Below are 22,360 nucleotides of genomic sequence, written 5' to 3' on the forward strand. Positions count from 1 at the left end.
GTTGCACCCATGCACGACGGGGCCCCGGCCTTCGAGTCGCCGGAGCCCCGCGTTCATCCACCGCCCTGTCTCGTGGCTACTGCTGCGGCTGCGGCTGGGTGCCCTGGCTGCCCTGGCTGCCGGGCTCCTGGCTGCCGCCGGTGCCCAGGCCGCGGCTCGTCACGTCCACGCGCAGCGCCGTCGGCTCCCCGCCGATGTCCTGGTACGAGGCGCGCACCTGGCTGCCCTCGGCGATGTCCGCGGCGGAGCCCTGACGCCCGTCCACCATCACCTGCGTCTGCTGGTTGAGTTGCAGGCGGATCTGCGGCTGCCCCACTCCGCCCGAGCTGCTCAACAGCAGCTCATCGGGGCTCGAGCTCACCACCTGGCCCGTCACCAACTGCTGCCGCTGCTGGCCGCCCTGCTGCTGGGCGCTCTGCTGCTGGGTGCGCGCCGTCTGCTCCTGCTGCTGGGCGGCTTGCTGCTGGGCCTGCGCCATCTCCTGTTGCTGCTGGCGCTGGGCCTCCAGCGCCTGCTGCTGGGACTGCTGCACCTCCGCCTGGGCCTGCGTCGCCTGATTGCTCGCCTGCTGCTGGGCCGTCTGGGCCTCCTGGAACTCCTTCTGGGCCTTGGCCTCGGCCTCCTGGAGCTCCTGCCGCTGCTTCTCCACGTCCTGGCGGGCGTCCGCGACCTGCTTCTGCTCGTCGGCGGCGCGGGCCTGGACCTCCTTGGCCTTCTCCAGCGCCTGCTGCGAGCGCTCCTGCGCCGCCTCCACCTGGGCGCGCGCATCGTTCTGGACGTCCTGCTGCTGTTGCTTCTCCTGCTGCTTGCACCCGGCGGTGACCAGCAACGCGGCCACTCCGGCGGCCCACCAACCCGAACCCTTGAACATGAACCCCTCCTGTCGATTGCGAGACAGGGCAAAGATGGCGCCCATGCGCGAGACGCCAACCCGGGGTGCGCCCAGGGATGGCTGCTCCGGCAGGCTGCCCTCCGGACGTGGGCACCAACCCGCTCGGGGGGCTGGACAGCCCACCGTGGCCCCACCGCAAACAAAGATTGATCCTCACGAGGCGGCCCGTCACCGGGCCCACGGCACATGGCGCGCCGACTCCTCCGCCCGCTCCAGTGGCCCGTGCGCGGCAGGACTCCGCGTGAACCCTGGCGGCTGCGGCGCGAAAATTTCCGCACCACCGGAAAGCGGCCCCTAGCATACACGGTTTTGCGTCGGATAAGCGACGTTGACTGTACTACCGGTTCCCACACACGATCCGCAGTCAACGGCAGCCCATACAGGGGGGCCGCTCCATCCGCAGCAACGTTGAGGTGAAGAGCGAATGACGCTGAAACAAGCGTTGATTTCGGGGTGCGCACTCGCACTCCTTTCCGTCGAAGCCCAGGCGCAAGACACGGCTGCACCGCAGCCCGCGGCGCCGCAGCCGGCCGCCCCCGTGGCCCCGGCCAACACGCGCAAGGTCTCCGGCAAGGTGCTGGATGCGCTGACGAATGACGGCCTGCCGCTCACGCGCGTCATCATCAAGGGCACCACCAAGGGTGTGGAGACGGAGCTCGACGGCTCCTTCTCGCTGGACATCCCCATGGGCCCGGTGACGCTGCTCTTCTCCAGCCAGGATCACAAGGATCGCGAGGTCACCGTCGGGGCCAACCGTGACACCGTGACGGTGTCGCTGGACGCCACCTTCGTCGAGGAGATGGTCGTCGTGGGCCGCGCCAGCGAGCTGGCCCGCAAGCACGCCGCCAACTCGGTGGCCTCCGTGAAGGCCGAGGACCTCAACCGCGCTCCCGCCTCCACGGTGGACCAGGCGCTGCAGGGCAAGGTCGCCGGCGCCAACATCCAGAGCAACTCGGGTGCTCCGGGCGGCGGCATGCAGCTGCGCATGCGCGGCGTCTCCACCATCAACGGCTCGAGCGCTCCGCTCTACGTGGTGGACGGCGTCATCATCAGCGACGTGGCCATCGCCTCCGGCGTCTTCGAGGTCACCGGCTCGGTGAGCGGCTCCAACCCCTCGGCCACCCAGGACAACCAGGTCAACCGCATCGCGGACCTCAACCCCAACGACATCGAGAGCATCGAGATCCTCAAGGGTGCCTCCGCCGCGGCCATCTACGGCTCCAAGGCCACCAACGGCGTGGTGATCATCACCACCAAGCGCGGCAAGTCCGGCGCCCCCCAGTTCGCCCTCACGCAGCGCGTGGGCGCCTACACCCTGGCCAACAAGCTGGGCAGCCGCCGCATCGAGACCATGGAGGAGGCCACCGAGGTCTTCGGCGCCAAGGCCGCCGACTACTTCCGGCCCGGCGTCGCCTATGACCACGAGGAGCAGCTGGCCTCCAACCGCAAGCTCTCCTACGAGACGCTCGCCAGCGTGAGCGGCACGTCCGGTGATACCCGCTACTTCGCCTCCGCCATGGTGAAGGACGACGAGGGCATCATCACCAACACCGGCTACGAGAAGCAGAGCTTCCGCCTCAACCTCGGGCAGAAGTTCGGCAGCGACGTGGAGGTGAACACCGCCACCACCTTCATCCACTCGCTGGGTGCGCGCGGCCTCACCAACAACGACAACAACAACGTGTCGTACCACATGGTGCTGCCCTCCACGCCCAACTTCGTGGACCTGCGCGCCAGCAGCGACGGCTCCTACCCCGTCAACCCGTTCCTGCCCAACGGCTCCAACCCGCTGCAGACCGCCGCCCTCATGCGCAACGAGGAGGACGTGTGGCGTCTGATGGGCGCGGCGGACGCGACGTGGAACGCCTACAAGAGCGACACCCAGAACCTCAAGTTCAAGGCCAACCTGGGTGTGGACCGCTTCCAGCAGAAGAACGAGCTGCTCTTCCCCAACGAGCTCCACTTCGAGCCGGTGGATGATGGCAAGGCGGGCACCTCGCTCTTCGCCACCAGCGAGGTCCTCAACCTCAACACCAGCGTCAACGTCATCCACTCGTACAAGCCGACCTCCGGCGTGCTGAGCGCCAACACCTCGGCCGGCTTCCAGTTCGAGCAGCGCAGCCTGGACTCCACGTACATCACCAGCCGCGACCTCACGGCCGGCCAGCCCAACGTGGACTCCGGCACCCAGGTGGGCGTGCGCCAGAACCGCCAGCTGGTGCGTGACCGCAGCATGTTCCTCCAGGAGGAGATGCTGCTGATGGACGAGCGCCTCACCCTCGTGGGCTCGGTGCTCGCCGAGCAGAGCAGCAACAACAGCAACTCGGCCCAGGTCTTCCTCTACCCGAAGATCGCCACGGCCTACCGCATCCCCAACCTGCACCCGGCCGTCAACGAGCTGAAGTTCCGTCTGGCCTACGGCGAGACGGGCAACCAGCCGCAGTACGGCATGCGCTACAACGCCTGGAGCGCCAGCAACAACATCGGCGGCAACTCCGGCATCATCGGCACCGGTGTCGCGGCCGCCGCGGACCTCCGCCCGGAGCGCCAGGGTGAGATCGAGGCCGGTGTGGACGCGCTGCTCTTCAACGGCAACGCCGTGGTGGAGCTCACCGCCTACCAGCGCACCATCAACGACATGCTGCTGCAGCGCGCGGTGGCCCCCTCCACCGGCTACACCACGGAGATCTTCAACGGTGGCGAGCTGCAGAACCGCGGCGTGGAGGCCATGCTCCAGCTCACCCCGGTGAAGACGGAGAAGTGGGAGTGGGTGTCCAACACCACCTTCGCCCTCAACCGCAGCACGGTCACCCACATGCCCGTGCCGGCCTTCAACGTCGGCGGCTTCGGCACCAGCCTGGGCGCCTTCCGCATCGAGGAGGGCGCGAGCGCCACGCAGATCGTCGGCCGCGTTCCCCGCGCGGATGGCACCTGCTGCGACGTGAAGAAGATTGGCGACACGGAGCCGGACTTCCGCATGGCCTTCGCCAACACGGTGAAGTACGGCGACTTCTCCCTCTCCTTCCTGCTCGACTGGCAGCAGGGCAGCGACATCATCAACCTGACGCGCTTCCTCTATGACGCGTCCGCCAACACGCGCGACTACGAGGCCAACGGCGCCAAGCGCCAGTTGGACTGGAAGACCAACGCCGCCGTGTACGTGGAGGACGCCTCCTTCCTCAAGGTGCGCGAGATCTCCTTCACCTACAACCTGCCCGAGAGCTACGCCACGCGTATCCCCGGGGTGAAGTCGGCCCGCCTGACGGTCAGCGGCCGCAACCTCTTCACGTTCACCAACTACTCGGGTCTGGACCCCGAGGTGAGCAACTTCGGCAACCAGGCCATCGCCCGCAACATCGACGTGGCCCCCTTCCCGCCCAGCCGTAGCTTCTGGACGTCCATCGATCTGGGGTTCTGAGGACCATGAAAATCCGCAACATGAAGAAGATGACCAAGGTGGTCCTGGCCCTCGCCGCGATGGGCCTCGGGGGCTGCGATCTCACCGTCCCGGACCTCAACAACCCGGGCGTCGAGTCCATCCGCGACAACCCCACGCGCTCCAGCGTCCTGAGCGCCACCACGGGCCTGCTCATCGGGCACCGCGGCGGCATGGGCGCGCAGAACGGCTACGTGGCGCAGCTGGGCGTGCTCGGCCGCGAGGGCTACATCCTCGACACGGCGGATCCCCGCTACGTGAGCGAGATGCTCTCCGGTGAGCGGTTGGATCCCGGCAGCCCCGCCTTCGGCGGCAACTTCTGGGCCGGCCCCTACCTCAACATCCGCAACGCCCACACCGTGCTGGACGCCACGGAGAAGGTCTCGGGCGTCACGGAGACCGAGAAGAAGGCCATCCAGGGCTTCGCCAAGACGATCCAGGCGCTGGACTTCCTCACGCTCATCAACACGCGGGACATCGAGGGCGCGCCCATCGACGTGAACCGCAAGCTGGGCGACGAGCTGGCCCCCATCGCGACCAAGGCGGAGGTGTTCAACCACATCGCCATGCTGCTCGATGACGCCAAGGCGGACCTGCTGGCCGGCGGGGACAAGTTCCCCTTCAAGCTGAGCGCCGGCTTCGTCGGCTTCGAGAAGCCCGCCAGCTTCCTGAAGTTCAACCGCGCGGTGCGCGCCCGGGTGGCCGTCTACATGGAGCAGTGGGCCACGGCGCAGACCGCCCTGGACGAGTCGTTCCTCGACGAGACCATCACCAAGGTCGAGGACCTCGACACGGGCGTGTACCACGTGTTCAGCGGCGCCTCGGGTGACACGGCCAACGGCCTCAACAGCGCCAACATCTACGCCAACCCGGCGCTGCTGAAGAACAAGGACGGCTCCACCCGCGAGGACGACCGCGTGGGGCGCAAGCTCACCAAGGCGGAGGAGGCGCGCAAGTGGCAGGGCATCACCACGGACGTGCTCTTCACCCTCTACCCGGACAACGAGGCCCCGCTGCCCATCATCCGCAATGAGGAGCTCCTCCTCCTGCGGGCCGAGTCCTACATGAAGCAGGAGAACTACGCGGAGGCCACGCGCCTGCTCGACATCATCCGGACCAAGTCGGGTGGCCTGCCCCCGCTTCCGGAAGTGCTCAGCGACCCGAAGCTCATGGAGGACGAGCTGCTCGAGCAGCGCCGCTTCTCCCTGCTCTTCGAGGGCGGCCACCGGTGGATCGACATGCGCCGCTACAACCGCCTGGAGGAGCTGCGCCAGGAGGATCCCGCGGGCGTGGACTTCAAGGTGCACCACCACTTCCCGCACCCGGTCGCCGAGACCGACGCGCGGCAGTAGTCCTCCCTCACTGAGGGCATGAGCGGGCGGTCATCCGAGCGATGACCGCCCGCTTCGTTTTAGAGTGGGCCCCCCCTTATGAGTGCCCCTATGAGTGGCCCCATCCTCGGCATCGACTTCGGCACGACCAACACGGCGGCGGCGTTCTTCGACCGGCAGGGCAAGCTGAAGCTGGTGCCCGTGTCGGACAAGAACTTCATCCTCCCCTCGGTGGCCTGGTACCACGCCGCGGACAAGGCGATCGTGGGCCCCGCCGCGCGCCGGCAGATCATCGACGACCCGCGCCACACCATCTTCGGCAGCAAGCGCTTCCTCGGGCGGCGCTACCAGTCCGAGTACGTGCAGAAGCACCGCGAGCGCTTCGCCTTCCAGCTGGTGGAGGGCACGGACGGCTACTGCGCCGTGAAGGTGTACAACCGGGTGACGCCCCTCAACGAGGTGGCCTACTTCATCCTCCGGCACATCCTCACGCTGGCCAGCCACGCCGCGGGCGAGCCCTTTTCCGAGTGCGTGCTCACCGTGCCGGCCCACGCGAGCATCCGCCAGCGCGAGGCGGTGCGCCACGCCGCCGAGCGCGCGGGCCTGAAGGTGCGCGCCATCATCAACGAGCCCACCGCCGCGGCGCTCTACTACGCCAACCTGCGCAGCCCGGAGCAGACGGTGATGGTGTTCGACCTGGGCGGCGGCACCTTCGACGCCACGCTCATGTCCGTGCAGAACCGGGTGGTGAAGGTGCTGGCCACCGGCGGGGATGCCTTCCTCGGCGGCGCCAACTTCGACGAGTGCATCGTCGAGCACCTGGCCGAGGAGTTCCACCAGCAGCACGGCGTGGACCTGCGCGGCAACAAGATCGTCATGCAGCGGCTCGTCTTCGCCGCCGAGTCCGTGAAGATTCAGCTCTCCCGGGCCGAGGTGGCGGAGCTGCGCGTGCCCTGCATCACCCAGGGGCCGGACGGCGGCTTCCTGGACTTCCAGTTCCGCCTCACCCGCAAGCGGCTGGAGGAGATGACGTCCCGGCTCATCGAGCGCACGGTGTCCGCGTGTGACGAGGTGCTGGAGCGCGCGGGCCTCAAGCCCTCGCAGGTGGACGAGCTGGTGCTGGTGGGCGGCCAGACGCGCATGCCCGCCATCCGCGAGCGCCTCTCGCACTTCCGCCGCTTCTCCTCGGAGAAGGACGTGCACCCGGAGCTGGGCGTGGCGGTGGGCGCCGCCATCCTCGGCCGCAACCTGTCGCGGCCCGGCGGCACCGGCCTCATGGACGTGGTGCCCATGCCCGTGAGCGTCATGCTCCCCGGCGGCGCCTCCCACGAGGTCATCCCCGCCAACACCCCGGTGCCCTGCCGCAAGTCCGTGTCCCTGGAGTCGCTGCCGCCCGGCCCCACGCCCCTGCCCGTGCTCGTCTTCGAGTCCCTGGACACCACCAGCGTGGACCGGGAGGTGCTCGGCACCCTGCAGGTGGGCCCCGAGTGGCGCCGCGGCGGCTCGCCCCGGCTCGAGCTGCACATGGGCCAGGACTTCGTCCTCCGGGCCTTCCTCGCCGCGGGCGATGGCAAGCCCGTGCCCGCCCCCATCGTCGACGCGACCCCTCAAATGAGAGCGCCCCGGGCCGCGGCTTCTTGAGCCACGGCACCGGGGCGGGATTCAACCCGGGGCGAGAGATACCCTCACCCCGACCCTCTCCCGGGGGGAGAGGGGTGGTGACACGTCACTGCACCGTGAAGATCAGGTCGTCGTGGTCGTCGTACGCGCCCGTGCTGCACGAGGACGCGGTGCCGTTGTAGCGGAAGTTCGCGCGGATCGCCTGGGTGGTACCCGTCGGCAGCGTGTAGGTCGCGGTGATGGTCTGCACTCCGGAGCCGCTCGGCTTGTACGAGCCGATGAGCGTCCACACCGGGCTGCTCGCGTTGGGCGCCCGGTACAGGTCCAGCGTGTCCGCCGTGCTGGAGTAGGCCCACACCGTGGCCGTCACCTGCACCTGCTTGCCGGCCGCCATGGTCGTCCCGTCCAACGTGGCCACCTTGAGGCGATCGTTGGACTCGTCCGAGTGGTAGGTGCCCGAGGCGCCATCCACGCAGGTGGCGTTGATGGTGTTGGGCTTGTTCACCTCGGGGCCCAGGCCGCCGCGGCCGTTGAGCAGCGTGCCCGAGTCGCAGCCCGCGCCCGCCGTCGCGCACTTGGGCGCCTTGAGCGTCGCGTCGAAGGTGGCCGTGGGGATGGTGCCGCCGCCACCACCGCTGTCCACCGGAGGAGGCGTATTGCCCGTGGTCGCGCCCTTGGCCACTTCACCCAGGAAGGACACCGCCAGCTTGGCGAACTTCACCGAGTTGGCCGCCGTGCCGCCCATGTACGTCAGCGTGTCGCCCGAGGTGTGGATCTGCGGGTTGTCCGTGGTCATCGTCGCCTCGAAAGGCATCGTGGCCGGGTAGCCCGCGCTGTTCCACGAGGCGTGGTCCGAGCAGCCGTAACCGCAGGTGATGTTGGTCCAGGTCAGCCCCGGCTGGTACGTGGAGATGAGGCTGGTGGTGAAGCTGTTGAGCGAGGCGTTGGTGTTGTCCGTCACCATGCCGAAGTCGTAGCTGGAGCCCTTGTAGTTGGTCATGTCCAGCTGGAGCACGCCCACCACGTTCGTCCCGGCGTTCTTGAACGAGGTGGCGATGGCGTTCGAGCCGTACAGACCCACCTCCTCGCCCGCGTAGGCCATGAACTTCACGGTACGCGCCGGCTTGTAGCCGTTGGCGATGGCCACCCGGAAGGCCTCGGTCAGCGAGGCGACACCCGAGGCGTCGTCATCCGCGCCCGGCGCCGCGCCGGTGGAGGAGCTGCCGTTGATGGAGTCCAGGTGACCGCCGATCACCACCACCTCGTTGGGGTGCGTGGTGCCGGTGATGGTGGCGATGACGGACGGCTGCGTCCAGGTGTGCGTGAAGAGCGCCACCGAGACGTCCGTGCGGCTGCCGGCGATGGTGGTCCACTGCGTCTTCAGCCAGTTGGCCGCGTCCGCGCCCGACTGCACGTTGTAGCGGCGCGTGGTCCAGTTGGTGGACAGCGAGTTGATGGTGTTGCGGATGTTGAGCTCCTGCACACCGCCCAGCATCGCGTTCACCGACGGGCCGTTGTTGATGTTGTAGCTCACCAGCGACGCCAGGGACTGCGGAGCGGTGCTGCCCTCCACGGCCGCGAGCGCCTGCTCCTCGGTGTCATGGGCGATGAAGCCCGCGCACCGGTTGAGCTTGTCGTGCATGGCCTCGGACAGCTTCTCCAGCTGCGACTGGGGCACGCGCAGCACCGCCACCCCGCCCTTCTCGAGCGCCGGAGCGGGCAGCGCCAGCCCCTTCTCCTTGAACGAAGCGCGCGCGGGCTCCAGCGCGTCCGTCCCGATGGTGATCCACACCTGCTTCTCTTGCGAGGCGGCCTCCGCGAACGTGGGGGCGGCACACGCGAGCAACGCGACGACCGGTCCGAACTTCTTGATTGCCATACGCTTCTCCTGGCGCTGGTGATTCCTGGGGGGGGGTTCCGCGATCCGGACCTGCCCGTTTCGCGGGAAAGGCAGACTTATCCGCCAACACGCGAACTTATTGTACCCCGGGCACGTCCGGAAATAACCTGGAGTGTAGGGTTGCGAACTTACCCAGGAAGAGATGCCGCCGTGCGGCAATGCTTTCGAGGTCAACGAATCCAGGCCCGCGGCGAGGGCCGGGGCTGGAGTGAACGCCGGGCTTCCGGCGTTACCCATTCGTGGTAGCACGCGGCCACGGCCGGGGCGGGATGTGCCTTGCCCGGTGCCGTGACAAGGGTTTCAAGGATGCAGCCAGGAGAGGCACTCTTCGTCCACCCGGGATTGAAGATCAAACCGTGCGAGTGGGGCTATGGCGTCTTCACGGACGAGGCCATCCCCGAGGGGACCATCCTGGAGGAGTGCCACTACCTCAAGGTGCCCTTCCGCTCCGTGCGCAACTCCGCCCTGTCCGACTACGTGTTCAACATCGAGTGGGGCCCGCACGAGGAGGACCGGGGCGGCGAGTGGGTGGCGATCGTGATGGGCTCGGGGATGATCTACAACCACTCGCAGGAGCCCAACGTGTCGTACTACCGGGGCTACCAGAAGGGCCATTCGCCCAAGGACGTCTTCACCTTCTACGCCCTGCGCGACATCGAGGCCGGCGAGCAGCTGTGCATCAGCTACGGCGAGAACTGGTGGAAGACGCGCGGCCAGGACATGCCCTGAGCGCTGGCCCGGGCCCGAGCATGGGGGCACGCGGCTTGTCGCTCCCTGCGGGCCCGTGACATAAACCCCGGATGCGCATCGGTCGTCTTGGACTCCTGGGTCTGGCCACGCTGGTGGCCGCGTGCGAAGAGCAGCCCCCCGTCAAGATCGCGACGTACCGCGTGGGAGGCACGGTCACCGGCCTCGCGGGCGGCAACCTCACCCTCCAGCTCAACGGGCAGCAGGGCCTCACCCGGGGCGCGGACGGGCCGTTCTCGTTCGAGACGCCGTTGGAGGACGGGAGCGACTACGCGGTGACGGTGACCGCCACGCCCCCGGAGCAGGCGTGCTCCGTCGAGGGCGCCACGGGCAAGGTGGCCGGCGCGGACGTGAGCTCCGTCCAGGTGCGCTGCGGGACGAGGACGTACACGCTCGGCGGCACGGTGGAGGGCCTGCGCGGGACGCTCGGGCTGAGCCTCGGGGGCGAGACGCTCCAGGTCACCGCGAATGGAGGCTTCACCTTCGCGACGAAGCTGCCGCGCGGCGGCGCGTACACGGTGGGCGTGGCCACCCAGCCCGAGGGCCAGCGCTGCACCGTGTCCAACGGGGGCGGGACGGTGGCCGGCAACGTGACGAACCTCTCGGTGCGCTGCCACGACTGGTACACGCTGGACACCTTCCAGGCCGCCAGCGTCGTCATCGGCCAGGGCGACTTCACCAGCAGGGCGGTGAACCGGGGCGGCCCCACCGGCGCCGGCACCCTGAGCAACCCGGTGGGCAACCCGGCCTTCGCCGCGGGGCGGCTCTACGTCCCGGACACGGGCTCCAACCGGGTGCTCGGCTTCAACGGGGTGCCCTCGGCCAACGGCGCGAGCGCGGGCTTCGTCCTCGGCCAGCCGGACTTCCCGGACTTCGAGACCGGCAGCGGAGAGCAGGGCCTCGGCTCTCCGGAGGGCCTCTCCAGTGACGCGACCCGGCTGGCGGTGGCGGACACGCGCAACAGCCGCGTCCTGCTCCATTCCACGCTCCCCGCCAGCACCGGAGCCACGCCCTCGCTCGTCCTCGGCCAGGAGAGCCTCGACCCCACCGCCCGGCTCCCCGGCTGTGGCCGCACGTCGCTCGGCCTCCCCGAGGACGTGTTCCTCGGCGGCGGCAAGCTGCTCGTGGCCGACAGCGCCAACAACCGCGTCCTGGTGTGGAACACCCTGCCCACCACGAACGGGGCGCCGGCGGACCTCGTCCTCGGCCAGCGCTCCTTCACCACCTGCGTCGAGAACGACGCGAACGGCGATGAGGTGAGGGACACCACCGCCACCGCCACCACGCTCTGGAATCCCACCGGGGTGTGGACGGATGGCACCCGCCTCGTGGTGGCCGACAGCTACAACAACCGGGTGCTCCTCTGGAACCAGTTCCCCACCACCCACGGGCAGCCCGCGGACGTGGTCCTGGGCCAGGCCGACTTCACCTCGCGCGCCCCGGCCCTCACCGCCACCGGGATGAACACGCCCTACACCGTCGCCTCCACCGGGCTGCAGCTCTTCGTGACCGACAGCCAGCACCACCGGGTCCTGGTGTGGAACGCCCTCCCCACCGCCAACAAGACCCCGGCGGACACCGTGCTCGGCCAGGTGGACTTCACCCACGCCACCCTCAGCGATCCGGACACGGGCACCACCCCGAGCGGGCGCACCCTCAACCAGCCCTCGGGAGTGCTCCTGACGTGGCCCCAGGTGGTGGTGTCGGACTACGGCAACCACCGGCTCCTCGTGTTCCAGAGCCATTGAGCCTCTGCCGGGCCTCCGCCGAGCCTTCCCCGCCTGCCCGGCCGCTCCCCAGGCGGGGGACCTCCATTTTCCGAGGAACCAGTAGTTCCTCGGGGTCACGGACTATCCGAATTCCATCCTCCATGTATGATTACGTACATTCATGGGGAGATGAGGGGATGACGTCGGAAGCTCCCTGAACCGGAGCAACTGGCGAAGTCTCCTGGGATCGCTCCCCGAGCGTGAATGCTTCGGTAGGGGACGTCGCCGGATGAAGAAGAACGAAGCAGCTGCCGTGAGTTGGTCCTCCGCCCCTTCCGTGGTGGTGGATGAGGACTTGGACGAGCGGACCCTGGCCGCGGACGTGGAGTCGCTCTTCGCGCCCGTCCCGCAGCCCGAGCGCTCGCAGGCCAACGCCTGGGATGGGCCCTCCAGCTCCGGCCAGTCGCACTCGGGCCACTCCAGCTCGGGCCATTCCAGCTCGGGCAACTCGGGCCTGTCGGGCTCGGGCCAGTCGAACCTCTCGGGCTCCGGCTTCACGGGCCCCGGGGAGCTGGAGGGCAACGGGCTCAAGCCCGGAACGCGCATCCAGCACTACGAGCTGATCCGCGAGCTGGGCAGCGGCGGCATGGGCACCGTCTTCCTGGCGCGAGACACGCGGCTGGGCCGGCGCGTGGCCATCAAGTTCCTGCACACCCAGGACGCGGACGTCACCAAGCGCTTCATCCTCGAGGCGCGCACCACGGCGCGCTGCAGCCACGAGAACATCGTCATCATCTACGAGGTCGGCGAGTCGCACGCCGGCCCCTTCATGGTGCTGGAGTTCCTCGAGGGCCAGCCGCTGATGAAGGTGATGGGCAAGCAGCGCCTGCCCCCCTCGCGCGCGGTGGAGCTGATGGTGCCGGTGGTGCGCGCGCTGGCATGCGCCCACGAGCAGGGCATCGTCCACCGCGACCTCAAGCCGGAGAACATCGTCGTGACGAACGCGGGCGCCATCAAGGTGCTCGACTTCGGCATCGCCAAGGTGCTCCAGGGAGACGAGCCCAACGAAGGGCTGATGGCGCAGGGCCACGGCAAGCCCCACCTGCCCTCCGCCGCGGAGCTGGGCGAGGACGCCTCCAACCTCACCCGCCGCGGCGCCATCATGGGCACCATGGCGTACATGGCCCCGGAGCAGTGGGGCATCGGCGTCCCCATCGACCACCGGGCCGACATCTGGGCCGTGGGCATCATGCTGTTCCGGATGATCTCCGGAAAGCACCCGTTGGATCCGCTGCGCGGCCCGCAGCTCATGGTCACCGGCATCCTCGACGAGCCGATGCCGCGCCTGCAGAGCGTGGTGCCGGACGCTCCGCCGGACCTGGCGGCCGTCATCGACCGGTGCCTGCTCAAGGTGAAGGATCAGCGCTTCCCGGACGCCAACGCGCTGCTCAAGGCGCTGGAGCCCTTCCTGCCGGGGCGCTACAGCCGCGAGCTGCGCATCGACGAGAGCCCCTACGCGGGCCTCAGCTCCTTCCAGGAGGCGGACGCGGACCGCTTCTTCGGCCGCACGCGGGAAATCGCCGCCCTGGTCAACCGCATCAGCGACCGGCCGCTGCTGGCCATCGTGGGCCCCTCGGGCACGGGCAAGTCCTCCTTCGTGCGCGCGGGCCTGGTGCCCGTGCTCAAGCGCTCCGGCACGGCCTGGGAGTCGCTCGTCATCCGCCCCGGCCGCAACCCGCTGGCGGCGCTGGCCAACATCGTGGCGCCGCTGGTGAGCTCCTCCACCACCGTGGAGGAGGACATCGCCGAGCAGCAGCGGCTGGTGGAGCGCCTGCACGCGGAGCCCGGTTACGTGGGCAGCCTCTTGCGCAGCCGCGCCCGCCGCGAGCGCCGGAGGATTCTGCTCTTCATCGACCAGTTCGAGGAGCTCTACACGCTGGTGCCGGACGCCCGGGAGCGCCTGGCCTTCACCGCGTGCCTGTCAGGCATCGCGGACGACGCCACCTCGCCCATCCGCGTCATCCTCTCCATCCGCTCGGACTTCCTGGACCGGGTGCCCGAGGACGAGCAGTTCATGGGTGAGCTGAGCCAGGGGCTCTACTTCCTCACCGCGCCCAACCGGGAGGGCCTGCGCGACGCCCTGGTGCAGCCGGCGGAGATGGCCGGCTACCAGTTCGAAACTCCGGCCATGGTGGACAACATGCTGGAGCACCTGGACGCCAGCCAGGGCGCGCTGCCGCTGCTGCAGTTCGCGGCCACCCAGCTGTGGGAGTCGCGCGACACCAAGAACAAGCTGCTCACCGAGAGCGCCTACCAGTCCATCGGCGGCATCGCGGGCGCGCTCGCCACCCACGCCGACAGCGTGCTCGCGAGCATGTCCAACGCGGAGCGCACGCTGGTGCGCGCCGTCTTCCTGCGGCTCGTCACCCCCGAGCGCACGCGCGCCATCGTCTCGGTGGACGAGCTGCGCGAGCTGACGAAGGACTCGGGGGAGATGTCGCGGCTCATCGACCACCTCGTGCAGGCGCGTCTGCTGGTGGTGCAGACGGGAGGCGGGGCCACGGGCGCCACGGTGGAGATCGTCCACGAGTCGCTGCTGCACAGCTGGCCCACGCTCAAGCGCTGGCTGGACGAGGGCCAGGAGGACGCGGGCTTCCTCGAGCAGCTGCGCAACGCGGCCCGGCAGTGGCAGGCGAAGAACTTCGACAGCAACCTGCTGTGGCGCGGAGAGATGGTGGAGGAGGCGCTGCGCTTCCAGCGGCGCTTCCGCGGGGAGCTGCCGCAGCTGCACCAGGACTACCTCGCGTCCGTCTTCGCGCAGGCCAAGAAGGGCCGGCGGCTGAGGAAGGCGCTGCTCTTCGGCGGGACCGCCTTCCTGGGAATGCTGGTCATCGCCGCGGCGGTGGCGCTGGTGGTCATCAGCAACGCGCAGCGGGAAGCAGAGCGGCAGGCGGAGGTGGCCCTCAAGGCGGAGGCCGTGGCGCGCACCGCCGAGGTGACGGCGCGCAGTGCCGAGGTGGAGGCCAAGCAGCGTCTGGCCGAGGTGCAGGCCAAGGAGCTGGAGCGCCAGAAGGCGCAGCAGGCGGCGGAGGCGGCCAACGCGCAGGTGGCGCTCGCCAACCAGGAGCTGCTCAGCAAGAACGACGAGCTGCTGCTGGCGCTCAGCCGGGCGCAGGAGGCGCAGCTGCGCGCCAAGGGCGCCAAGAAGCGCGCCGAGTCCAGTGCACGCGAGGCGCGCCAGGCCAAGGAAGAAGCCATCAAGGCGGCGCAGAGTCTCGCCAATCTGCTGCGCCGCGAGCAGGAGCGCGCGCAGCGCCTGCAGTCCCAGCTCGGCAGTCCGGTCATCGAGGTCCTGAAGTGAGAACGGTGATGAACAGGTCCAGGTTCGCGCTCACCCTGTCCGCGGCGCTCCTCACGGCGTGGACGGCGCCCGTGTACGCCCAGGCGTCGCGCGGCAAGCAGAAGACCGCCGCGGTCCGCAAGCCCCTCAAGAAGCCGGCCGGCGCCACCAAGGCCGGTACGAAGCTGTCCGGTGCCCGGAAGCCCGGCTCCAAGAAGCCCGGCGCCAGGCAGCGGCCCGGCGCCGTGGAGCCCACCGGCGACACCTCCCTGTCCGAGCTCCCCACCGCGTCCGACGCGCCCCTGGACTCGCCGCTCGAGCCCAACCTGGCGCCGCCCTCCCCCACCACGGGGCAGGCGGCCACCGCCTCCGAGACGCTCGGGGATCGTCCCTGGGCCAAGGGCGTGTCACCGGAGCAGCAACAGGCCGCCATGGCGCTCTTCCAGTCCGCCAACGCCCTGCTCAAGGAGTCCGTCTTCGTCCAGGCCGTGGAGAAGTACCGCGCGGCGCTCGAGGCCTGGCCACACCCGGCCATCCATTACAACCTGGCGCTGGCGCTGATGAACCTGGACCAGCCCGTGGAAGTCCACGAGCAGCTGGTGGCGGCGCTGCGCTTCGGCCCGGCGCCCCTGGAGACCGAGAAGTACGAGTACGCCCGCAACTACAAGACGCTCATGGAGCGGCAGCTGGCCCGGGTGGACATCTCCTGTGACACGCCTGGCGCCACCGTGACGATGGATGGCCAGACGCTCTTCGTGGCCCCCGGCAAGTACTCGGGGCTGGTGCGTCCCGGCGCGCACAGCATCGTCGCCTCCAAGGAGGGCTTCCTCCCCACCGACCAGAGCCGCACCCTGCTGCCCGGCGAGACGGCGGCCCTCCAGCTGAAGATGTTCACCTCCGACGACCTCATCGAGTACCGGCGCAAGTGGGCCGCGTGGATGCCCTGGGCGGTGGTGGGCGCGGGCGTGGCCCTGGGTGCCGGCAGCGGCTATCTCCACCTCCAGGCCCGGGAGAACCTGCGCGCCCTGGATGCCGGCGTCACGCAGTGCGGCGGCTGCTTCCTGTCCCCCGCCCTCGACGCCACCCTCACCCGCGGCAACACGTACCAGAGTCTCGCCATTGGCGGGTACGCCGTCGGCGGGGCCGCGCTCCTCACGGGCGTGGTGCTCGTCTTCATCAACCAACCCGAGCCGTTCCAGATCGACCCCAACCAGAAGAAGGTGCAGGTCGTGGGCGTCGCGCCCCTCATCGGCGGCGGCACGGGCGGCCTCCTCACCACCTTCCGCTTCTAGTAGCCCTCCCCCCGAGAGCCCCCCCTTATGAGACGAGAGCAGCCTCTCCAGATGACCGGCCGCGTCGCCGCGCTCGCCCTGGCGCTCCTGGCCCTTCCCTTCCTGTCCTCCTGCTTCGAGCCCACCAGCGTCCAGTGCCCCTCCGGCCTGTTCTGCCCCACCGGCCAGAAGTGTGCCGCCCGGCAGGACGTGTGCATCAAGACGGACTGTGGTGACGGCATCGTCCAGCAAGGCGAGGCCTGCGACGACGGCAACATCGTCGACGGAGATGGCTGCAGCCGCACCTGTACGTCCATCGAGATCTGCGGCAACCAGATCGTCGACGTGGCGCGCGAGGAGGTCTGCGACGACGGCAACATCGCCGACAAGGACGGCTGCAGCGGCAACTGCAAGTCCAGCGAGCTGTGCGGCAACGGCATCGTGGACCGGTCCGTGGGCGAGGTCTGCGACGACTTCAACACCCGCTCGGGCGACGGCTGCAGCGCCGACTGTCTGTCCCTGGAGCTGTGCGGCAACGGCTACACGGACACCTCCAAGAACGAGAAGTGCGACGACGGCAACAACGAGAGCGGCGATGGCTGCAGCTCCGACTGCAAGTCCCAGGAGAGCTGCGGCAACGGCTACAAGGACACCGTCAAGGGCGAGGTCTGTGACGACGGCAACAACGTCAACACCGACGGCTGCAGCTCCGACTGCAAGTCCAACGAGACGTGCGGCAACGGCATCAAGGACGTCTCCGTGGGAGAGTTCTGTGACGACGGCAACAACGTGAGCGGCGACGGCTGCAGCTCCGACTGTCTGTCCGGCGAGGGCTGCGGCAACGGCGTGCGCGACCCGGAGGAGCAGTGCGACGACGCGGGCGAGTCCGCCAACTGCAACGCCAACTGCACCCTGCGCCTGTGCGGCGACGGCATCGTGAACCGCACCGCTGGCGAGGCCTGCGACACCCGGGGCGAGTCGTCCACCTGCAACGCCAACTGCACGGCGCAGCGGTGCGGCGATGGCGTCGTGAACTCCAGCGCCGGCGAGCAGTGCGACAACGGCTCCACCTCCAACACCGCCGCCTGTGACAACGACTGCACCATCCCGTACTGCGGTGACGGCCACGTCAACGCGGCCCTGGGCGAGGTGTGCGACACGCGCGGCGACTCCACGACGTGCAACGCCAACTGCAAGCCGGCCGCCTGCGGCGACAGGTACGTCAACGCGGCGGCGGGCGAGCAGTGCGACGAGGGGCCGAGCTCGCCCTACTGCGACAACGACTGCACGCCGGCCCTGTGCGGTGACAACACGGTCAACTCGACGGCGGGCGAGAAGTGCGACGACGGCAACGCCCTCAACGATGACGACTGCCTCAGCACCTGCCAGCTCAACATCTGCGGCGACAACCGGGTCAACGTCAACGGCCCCACGCGCCCCGAGGCCTGCGACGACGGCAACACCACTAACGAGCTCGAGTGCCCGTACAACACCCGCACCTGCACCTACTGCAACGCCACCTGCTCGGCGCCCCTCGCCCTCACCGGCCGCTACTGCGGTGATGGCTCGAAGAACGACTCGAGCGAGAAGTGCGATGACGGCAACAACGTCACCGAGACCGAGTGCGCCTACAACACCATGAGCTGCACGGCCTGTGACGCGGCCTGCTCGGCGTCCCTCCCCCTCACCGGCCGCTACTGCGGTGACGGCTCGAAGAACGACGTGAGCGAGGCCTGCGACGACGGCAACAAGACCACCGAGGTCGAGTGCAAGTACGGCGAGAGGACCTGCACCCTGTGCAAGGCGGACTGCTCGGAGCCCCTGCCCCTCACGGGCCGCTACTGCGGCGACGGCCTGCGCAACGACCCGAGCGAGTCCTGTGACGACGGCAACACGGTCAATGAGACCACCTGCCCCTACGGCCAGGAGACCTGCGCCCCGTGCAACGCCACCTGCTCGGCGTCCCTCTCCCTCACCGGCCCCCACTGCGGTGATGGCAGCCTGAACGGCCCGGAGACCTGCGACGACGGCAACAAGACCAGCGAGACCGCGTGCCCCTATGGCCAGGCGAGCTGCACCACGTGCAGCGCGGACTGCTCGACGCCCCTGCCCCTCACCGGCCCCTACTGCGGTGACGGCACCCGGAACGGCCCGGAGTCCTGCGACGACAGCAACAACGTCAACGAGACCTCGTGCCCCTACGGCGTGGAGAGCTGCATCACGTGCAACGCCGCCTGCTCGGCCCCCCTCTCCCTCACCGGCCCCCACTGCGGTGACGGCATCCGGAACGGCCCCGAGCTCTGCGACGACGGCAACAAGACCGACGAGACCGTGTGCCCCTATGGCAGCGCGAGCTGCACCACGTGCAACTCCACCTGCTCGGCCACGCTCAGCCTCACCGGCCCCTACTGTGGTGACGGCATCAAGAACGGCACCGAGGCCTGCGACGACAGCAACACGGTCAACGAGACCTCGTGCCCCTACGGCACCGCGAGCTGCACCACGTGCAATGCCACCTGCTCGGCCACGCTCAGCCTCACCGGCCCCCACTGTGGTGACGGCACCAAGAACGGCCCCGAGACCTGCGACGACGGCAACACGGTCAACGAGACCGTGTGCCCCTATGGCAGCGCGACCTGCACCACGTGCAACAACACCTGCTCGGCCAATCTCAGCCTCACCGGACCCTACTGCGGTGACGGCACGAAGAACGGCCCCGAGGTCTGCGACGACAGGAACACCAGCAGCTGCGGCACCTGCGACAACACGTGCACGAAGCTCCAGCTCGCGAAGGCCACCGGCACCATCACCATCAAGACCACCTCGGGAGGCGGGGACATGAGGGATGGAGATACCTTCTCCATCAACGACGGGCTCAACGTCCCCGTGGTCTTCGAGTTCGACAAGAATGGAACCGTCGGTGGCTCCCGGGTCGCCGTCTCCATCTCGTCCCTCTCCACGCCGAACCAGGTGGCCTCGGCCATCTCGGCGGCCATCACCGGCGTGTCGGGGACCTCCCTGGAGATCACCTCGACGGTCTCCTCGAACGTCGTGACCCTGACGCACAAGCAGGCGGGCTCGTTCGGCAACCAGCTCATCATCAAGACGTCGTCGAACAACTCCTCCACGAACACCAACCTGCTGGTGACCGGGTTGTCCGGGGGCGGCGGCTTCGACTGCCCGGAGAACACCCGGTGCGTGAGCAGCCAGGACTGCGACCTGAGCCTGGTGTGCGGAACCAGCAACACCTGCGTCCCGTAGGCTCACCGCGGAGGTGAGACACCGCCGGCGCGGCCTGGCGCTCGTCACCCCGAGCGCGCCAGGACGTGGCCGGCGGTGTCGTTTCCGGCCCGACGGTCCAGGGGCCGCGCGCGCCTTCCCGGGCCCGCCGCACCGCGGGGCCGCCTCCCGCCGCTGAAGGGCCCAAAGCCCGTGGACGCGGGTTCCTCAGGGGGGAAGCTCCCGGCCGCGCTCGGGAGCAACTGGTCCGATTGTCGGACCAGTCGGCACGCCGCGCGGCCGGAAGGTGCCCTCGTCCTTCGCGGCAAGAGCACCCCTGAAGAGACGGGTCCGGGGGGCCTGGCGGACCCGAGCCGTCCGGGCGTCCTTCGCGGTAGGCCCCGAGCGCCGGGCCTTCAGCCGCTCGAGCCCGTCCTTCCGCTTGCCGCCTTCGACAGCGGCCGGAGAAGCACGGCGAAAAAGAAGACGCCCGGGAGCCATGGGGCTCCCGGGCGTCAGGACTTCACTTCAGGGCCTGGGCGCGAGGCTCAGTAGGTGCCCTTCATCGTCACGGCCGTGTACGCGCTGTAGCCGTAGGAGCAGGCGTACCAGGTGCCGGCGCTCGGAGCGCTGATGGTGCACGACTCCGTGTTGCCACTGAGGTACGGACGGCAGTTGTAGCTGCTGGTGGTGGGCTGCGCGCCGAAGCGCACGTACAGGTCCGCGTCACCCGTGGTGCCCGTCTTGCCCGTCTGGTTGAAGACGACCGAGGTCTTCCCGGCCGGCACGTCCATCGTGAAGCACTTCCAGGTGGCCGCGGAGCCCGAGTACTGGGCCGTCTCCACGGCGTTGGTCAGCACATTGCCACCGCCGGTGCCCGTGGAGTACGAGCCCTTGAGGCTCATGCCCGAGGCGGCCGAGTAGCCGTTGATCTTCACGTAGTAGGTGCCCGTCTGCGGAGCGGCGAAGGTGCAGGTCTCCGTGTTGCCACCGACATACGGACGGCAGTCGTACGAGGCGCTGGTCGGCTCGGCGCCGAACTTCACGTACATGTCGCCGTCACCCGTGCCACCGCTCAGGTTGAACGTCAGGTTGGTGGAGCCCGCGGGCACGGCCAGCGTGTAGGTGCAGCTCCAGGTGCCGGCGTCCGCGGAGATGCCGGTGACGGTCACGCCGTTGGACAGGGCAACCGGCGTGGTGCACGTCGGCGGCGGGGTGGTGCCACCGCCCACGCCCACGGCCTGCCAGGCCGACGTCACCGAGGCCACCTCGGCCGTGGTGTAGCCGAGCGCCGTCGCGGCCTGCTCCATGTACGTCTTCGCCTGGGCGAAGTTGGTGGAGGCCGTCATGTAGTCCACGTTGGCCTTGTAGAAGACGGCGCCGGCCTTCTGCACGCCAATGCCCGTCACGTTGACGGTGCTCTTGCCGCGCGGGTGCGTGCCGCCCTTGGAGAGCAGCGTGAAGGCCAGGTTGGCGATGCCCGAGCTGTAGTGCACGTCCTTGCTGCCGGCGGTGCTCGTCCAGTAGTCGAGCGAGACGCCGTCCTTGGCCGGGTCGTACATGTAGCGGAGCGCGTCACCGGGGGTGGCGGGCGTCCAGATGTCGTCGCCGACCATGAACACCGCGTTGGTGGTGGCCCAGGTGCCCGAGGCGTAGCTCTCGCAGTAGGCGCCGAAGATGTCGCTCATCGCCTCGTTGAGGCCGCCGGACTCACCCGAGTAGGTGAGGTTGGACTCGTTCTCGGTGACGGCGTGGGTGAGCTCGTGCGTGGTCACGTCCGCGGACAGGCCCAGCATGCCCGAGTCCACGCCGTTGCCATCGCCGTACACCATCTGGGTGCCGTCCCAGTAGGCGTTCACGTAGTTGCTGCTGTAGTGCACCGTGCTGATGAGCGTGGCGCCCGCGTTGTTGATGGAGTCGCGGTTGAAGTTGTTCTTGTAGCAGTTGTACGTGCCACCCAGCTTGTCGTAGTTGCCGTCGACGTGGGCGTCACCCGTGGCCGCGCCGCCCTCGGAGCGCTTGAGCGTACCCGGGGTGCTGGAGCCGTTGTTGGCGCTGTACACCTTGCGGTTGAGCGCGGTGTGGATCTTGGAGTTGCGCTGCACCAGCGAGCCGTCCTTGGCGCTCACGTAGACGAGATCGCGGATGGGCATGTCCGCACCCTCGCCCGTCACCAGCACCTCGTAGGCCAGCTTCAGCTTGCCGTCCTGGGTGGAGCGCACGTACACCAGCTGCGCGCCCTCGGAGGCGAGGCGGCGGCCCGCGGTGTCGTTGAGGGCGGCGGTGATGGCGGCCTCGCGGGAGATGCGCGCGTTGGCCAGGACGACCTCACCGTCGCGAGCCGAGCCGTTCACCGCGTAGACGCGGCCGGACTCGTCCACGTGCACCACGAGCTGCTCGCCCACCACCGGCAGCCCATTCTTCGTCTGGGCATAGCGGACGTGGGTGTGGCCCTGCTCGTCCACGCGCGAGCGCAGCGCCACCAGGTCGGACGCCTGCAGGCGGAAGATGGGGGCGATGCGGGTGAGCGCGTCCGCCAGGTGGGCGCTCGCGTCACTGGCGGACAGGCCGCGCAGCGACTGGCTCGTGGAGCCGAAGTCCCCGCGCACCATGAAGGGAATCACGCCGTTCTCGTGCTGGCCGAGCACCTGGACGCCAGGGATGGCGCTCAGGGCGGCCTTCACGTCCCCCGAGGAGAGGGAGCCCACGTCGCCAGTGTTCTCGTTCAGCGACGCGTCGGAGTCCTGCACGCCACACGCCGCCAGGGGCAGCGCGAGCAGTGCAGCCAGAATACGGTTACGAACCAAGGGGGGACCTCCTGCTGCGCGGTAGCGGAGATGCCACCGCAGTCGGGTCCCGCTTTCAGCAGGAGTCGTGCCGTTCCCTCAAACCATG

The 22,360-nt window shown here is 69.0% G+C and carries 11 protein-coding genes; 8 read left to right on the forward strand and 3 right to left on the reverse strand.

Annotated elements, in window-relative coordinates:
* Positions 1-76 precede the first annotated feature (76 nt).
* Positions 77-871 carry a hypothetical protein gene (locus tag NR798_RS41020; RefSeq protein WP_375768033.1) on the reverse strand — a complete coding sequence of 265 codons (795 nt, stop codon included), beginning with the start codon at positions 869-871 and terminating at the stop codon, positions 77-79.
* 445 nt (positions 872-1,316) lie between these two features.
* Here NR798_RS41020 and NR798_RS41025 point away from each other — a divergent pair, with 445 nt between their 5' ends.
* From NR798_RS41025 to NR798_RS41035, 3 genes are all read left to right on the forward strand, one after another.
* Positions 1,317-4,310: a SusC/RagA family TonB-linked outer membrane protein gene (locus NR798_RS41025; protein WP_375768034.1), complete on the forward strand. Its 2,994-nt coding sequence runs from the start codon at positions 1,317-1,319 to the stop codon at positions 4,308-4,310.
* 5 nt (positions 4,311-4,315) lie between these two features.
* Entirely contained in the window at positions 4,316-5,680 is a 1,365-nt protein-coding gene (locus NR798_RS41030) for a RagB/SusD family nutrient uptake outer membrane protein (RefSeq protein WP_375768035.1), read from the forward strand.
* A gap of 90 nt (positions 5,681-5,770) precedes the next feature.
* Entirely contained in the window at positions 5,771-7,300 is a 1,530-nt protein-coding gene (locus tag NR798_RS41035; protein ID WP_375768036.1) for an Hsp70 family protein, read from the forward strand.
* A gap of 85 nt (positions 7,301-7,385) precedes the next feature.
* Here NR798_RS41035 and NR798_RS41040 read toward each other — a convergent pair whose 3' ends face one another.
* The gene (locus tag NR798_RS41040; protein ID WP_375768037.1) at positions 7,386-9,158 is read right to left on the reverse strand and encodes a M20/M25/M40 family metallo-hydrolase; all 1,773 of its coding nucleotides are present in this window, start codon (positions 9,156-9,158) and stop codon (positions 7,386-7,388) included.
* 327 nt (positions 9,159-9,485) lie between these two features.
* On the opposite strand from NR798_RS41040, the gene NR798_RS41045 reads away from it, so the two are divergent.
* The 5 genes from NR798_RS41045 (at position 9,486) to NR798_RS41065 (ending at position 19,507) form a co-directional block, all read left to right on the forward strand.
* Positions 9,486-9,908 carry an SET domain-containing protein-lysine N-methyltransferase gene (locus NR798_RS41045; RefSeq protein WP_375768038.1) on the forward strand — a complete coding sequence of 141 codons (423 nt, stop codon included), beginning with the start codon at positions 9,486-9,488 and terminating at the stop codon, positions 9,906-9,908.
* Between the two features lie 71 nt (positions 9,909-9,979).
* Positions 9,980-11,674 (forward strand): hypothetical protein, encoded by a 1,695-nt coding sequence (locus NR798_RS41050; protein ID WP_375768039.1) that lies wholly within the window; start codon positions 9,980-9,982, stop codon positions 11,672-11,674.
* 532 nt (positions 11,675-12,206) lie between these two features.
* On the forward strand, positions 12,207-14,996 hold the full coding sequence (locus tag NR798_RS41055; protein WP_375773906.1) for a protein kinase: 2,790 nt from the start codon (positions 12,207-12,209) through the stop codon (positions 14,994-14,996).
* 8 nt (positions 14,997-15,004) lie between these two features.
* A complete protein-coding gene (locus NR798_RS41060; RefSeq protein WP_375768040.1) occupies positions 15,005-16,267 on the forward strand; it encodes a hypothetical protein in 1,263 nt (420 codons plus the stop codon).
* Between the two features lie 51 nt (positions 16,268-16,318).
* Positions 16,319-19,507 carry a DUF4215 domain-containing protein gene (locus NR798_RS41065; protein WP_375768041.1) on the forward strand — a complete coding sequence of 1,063 codons (3,189 nt, stop codon included), beginning with the start codon at positions 16,319-16,321 and terminating at the stop codon, positions 19,505-19,507.
* A gap of 506 nt (positions 19,508-20,013) precedes the next feature.
* Here the strand turns inward: NR798_RS41065 and NR798_RS41070 are convergent.
* Positions 20,014-22,272: a M4 family metallopeptidase gene (locus NR798_RS41070; protein ID WP_375768042.1), complete on the reverse strand. Its 2,259-nt coding sequence runs from the start codon at positions 22,270-22,272 to the stop codon at positions 20,014-20,016.
* Positions 22,273-22,360: the final 88 nt, after the last annotated feature.

This window comes from Archangium gephyra (assembly GCF_042230915.1).
Taxonomy (GTDB): Bacteria; Myxococcota; Myxococcia; order Myxococcales; family Myxococcaceae; genus Archangium; species Archangium gephyra_B.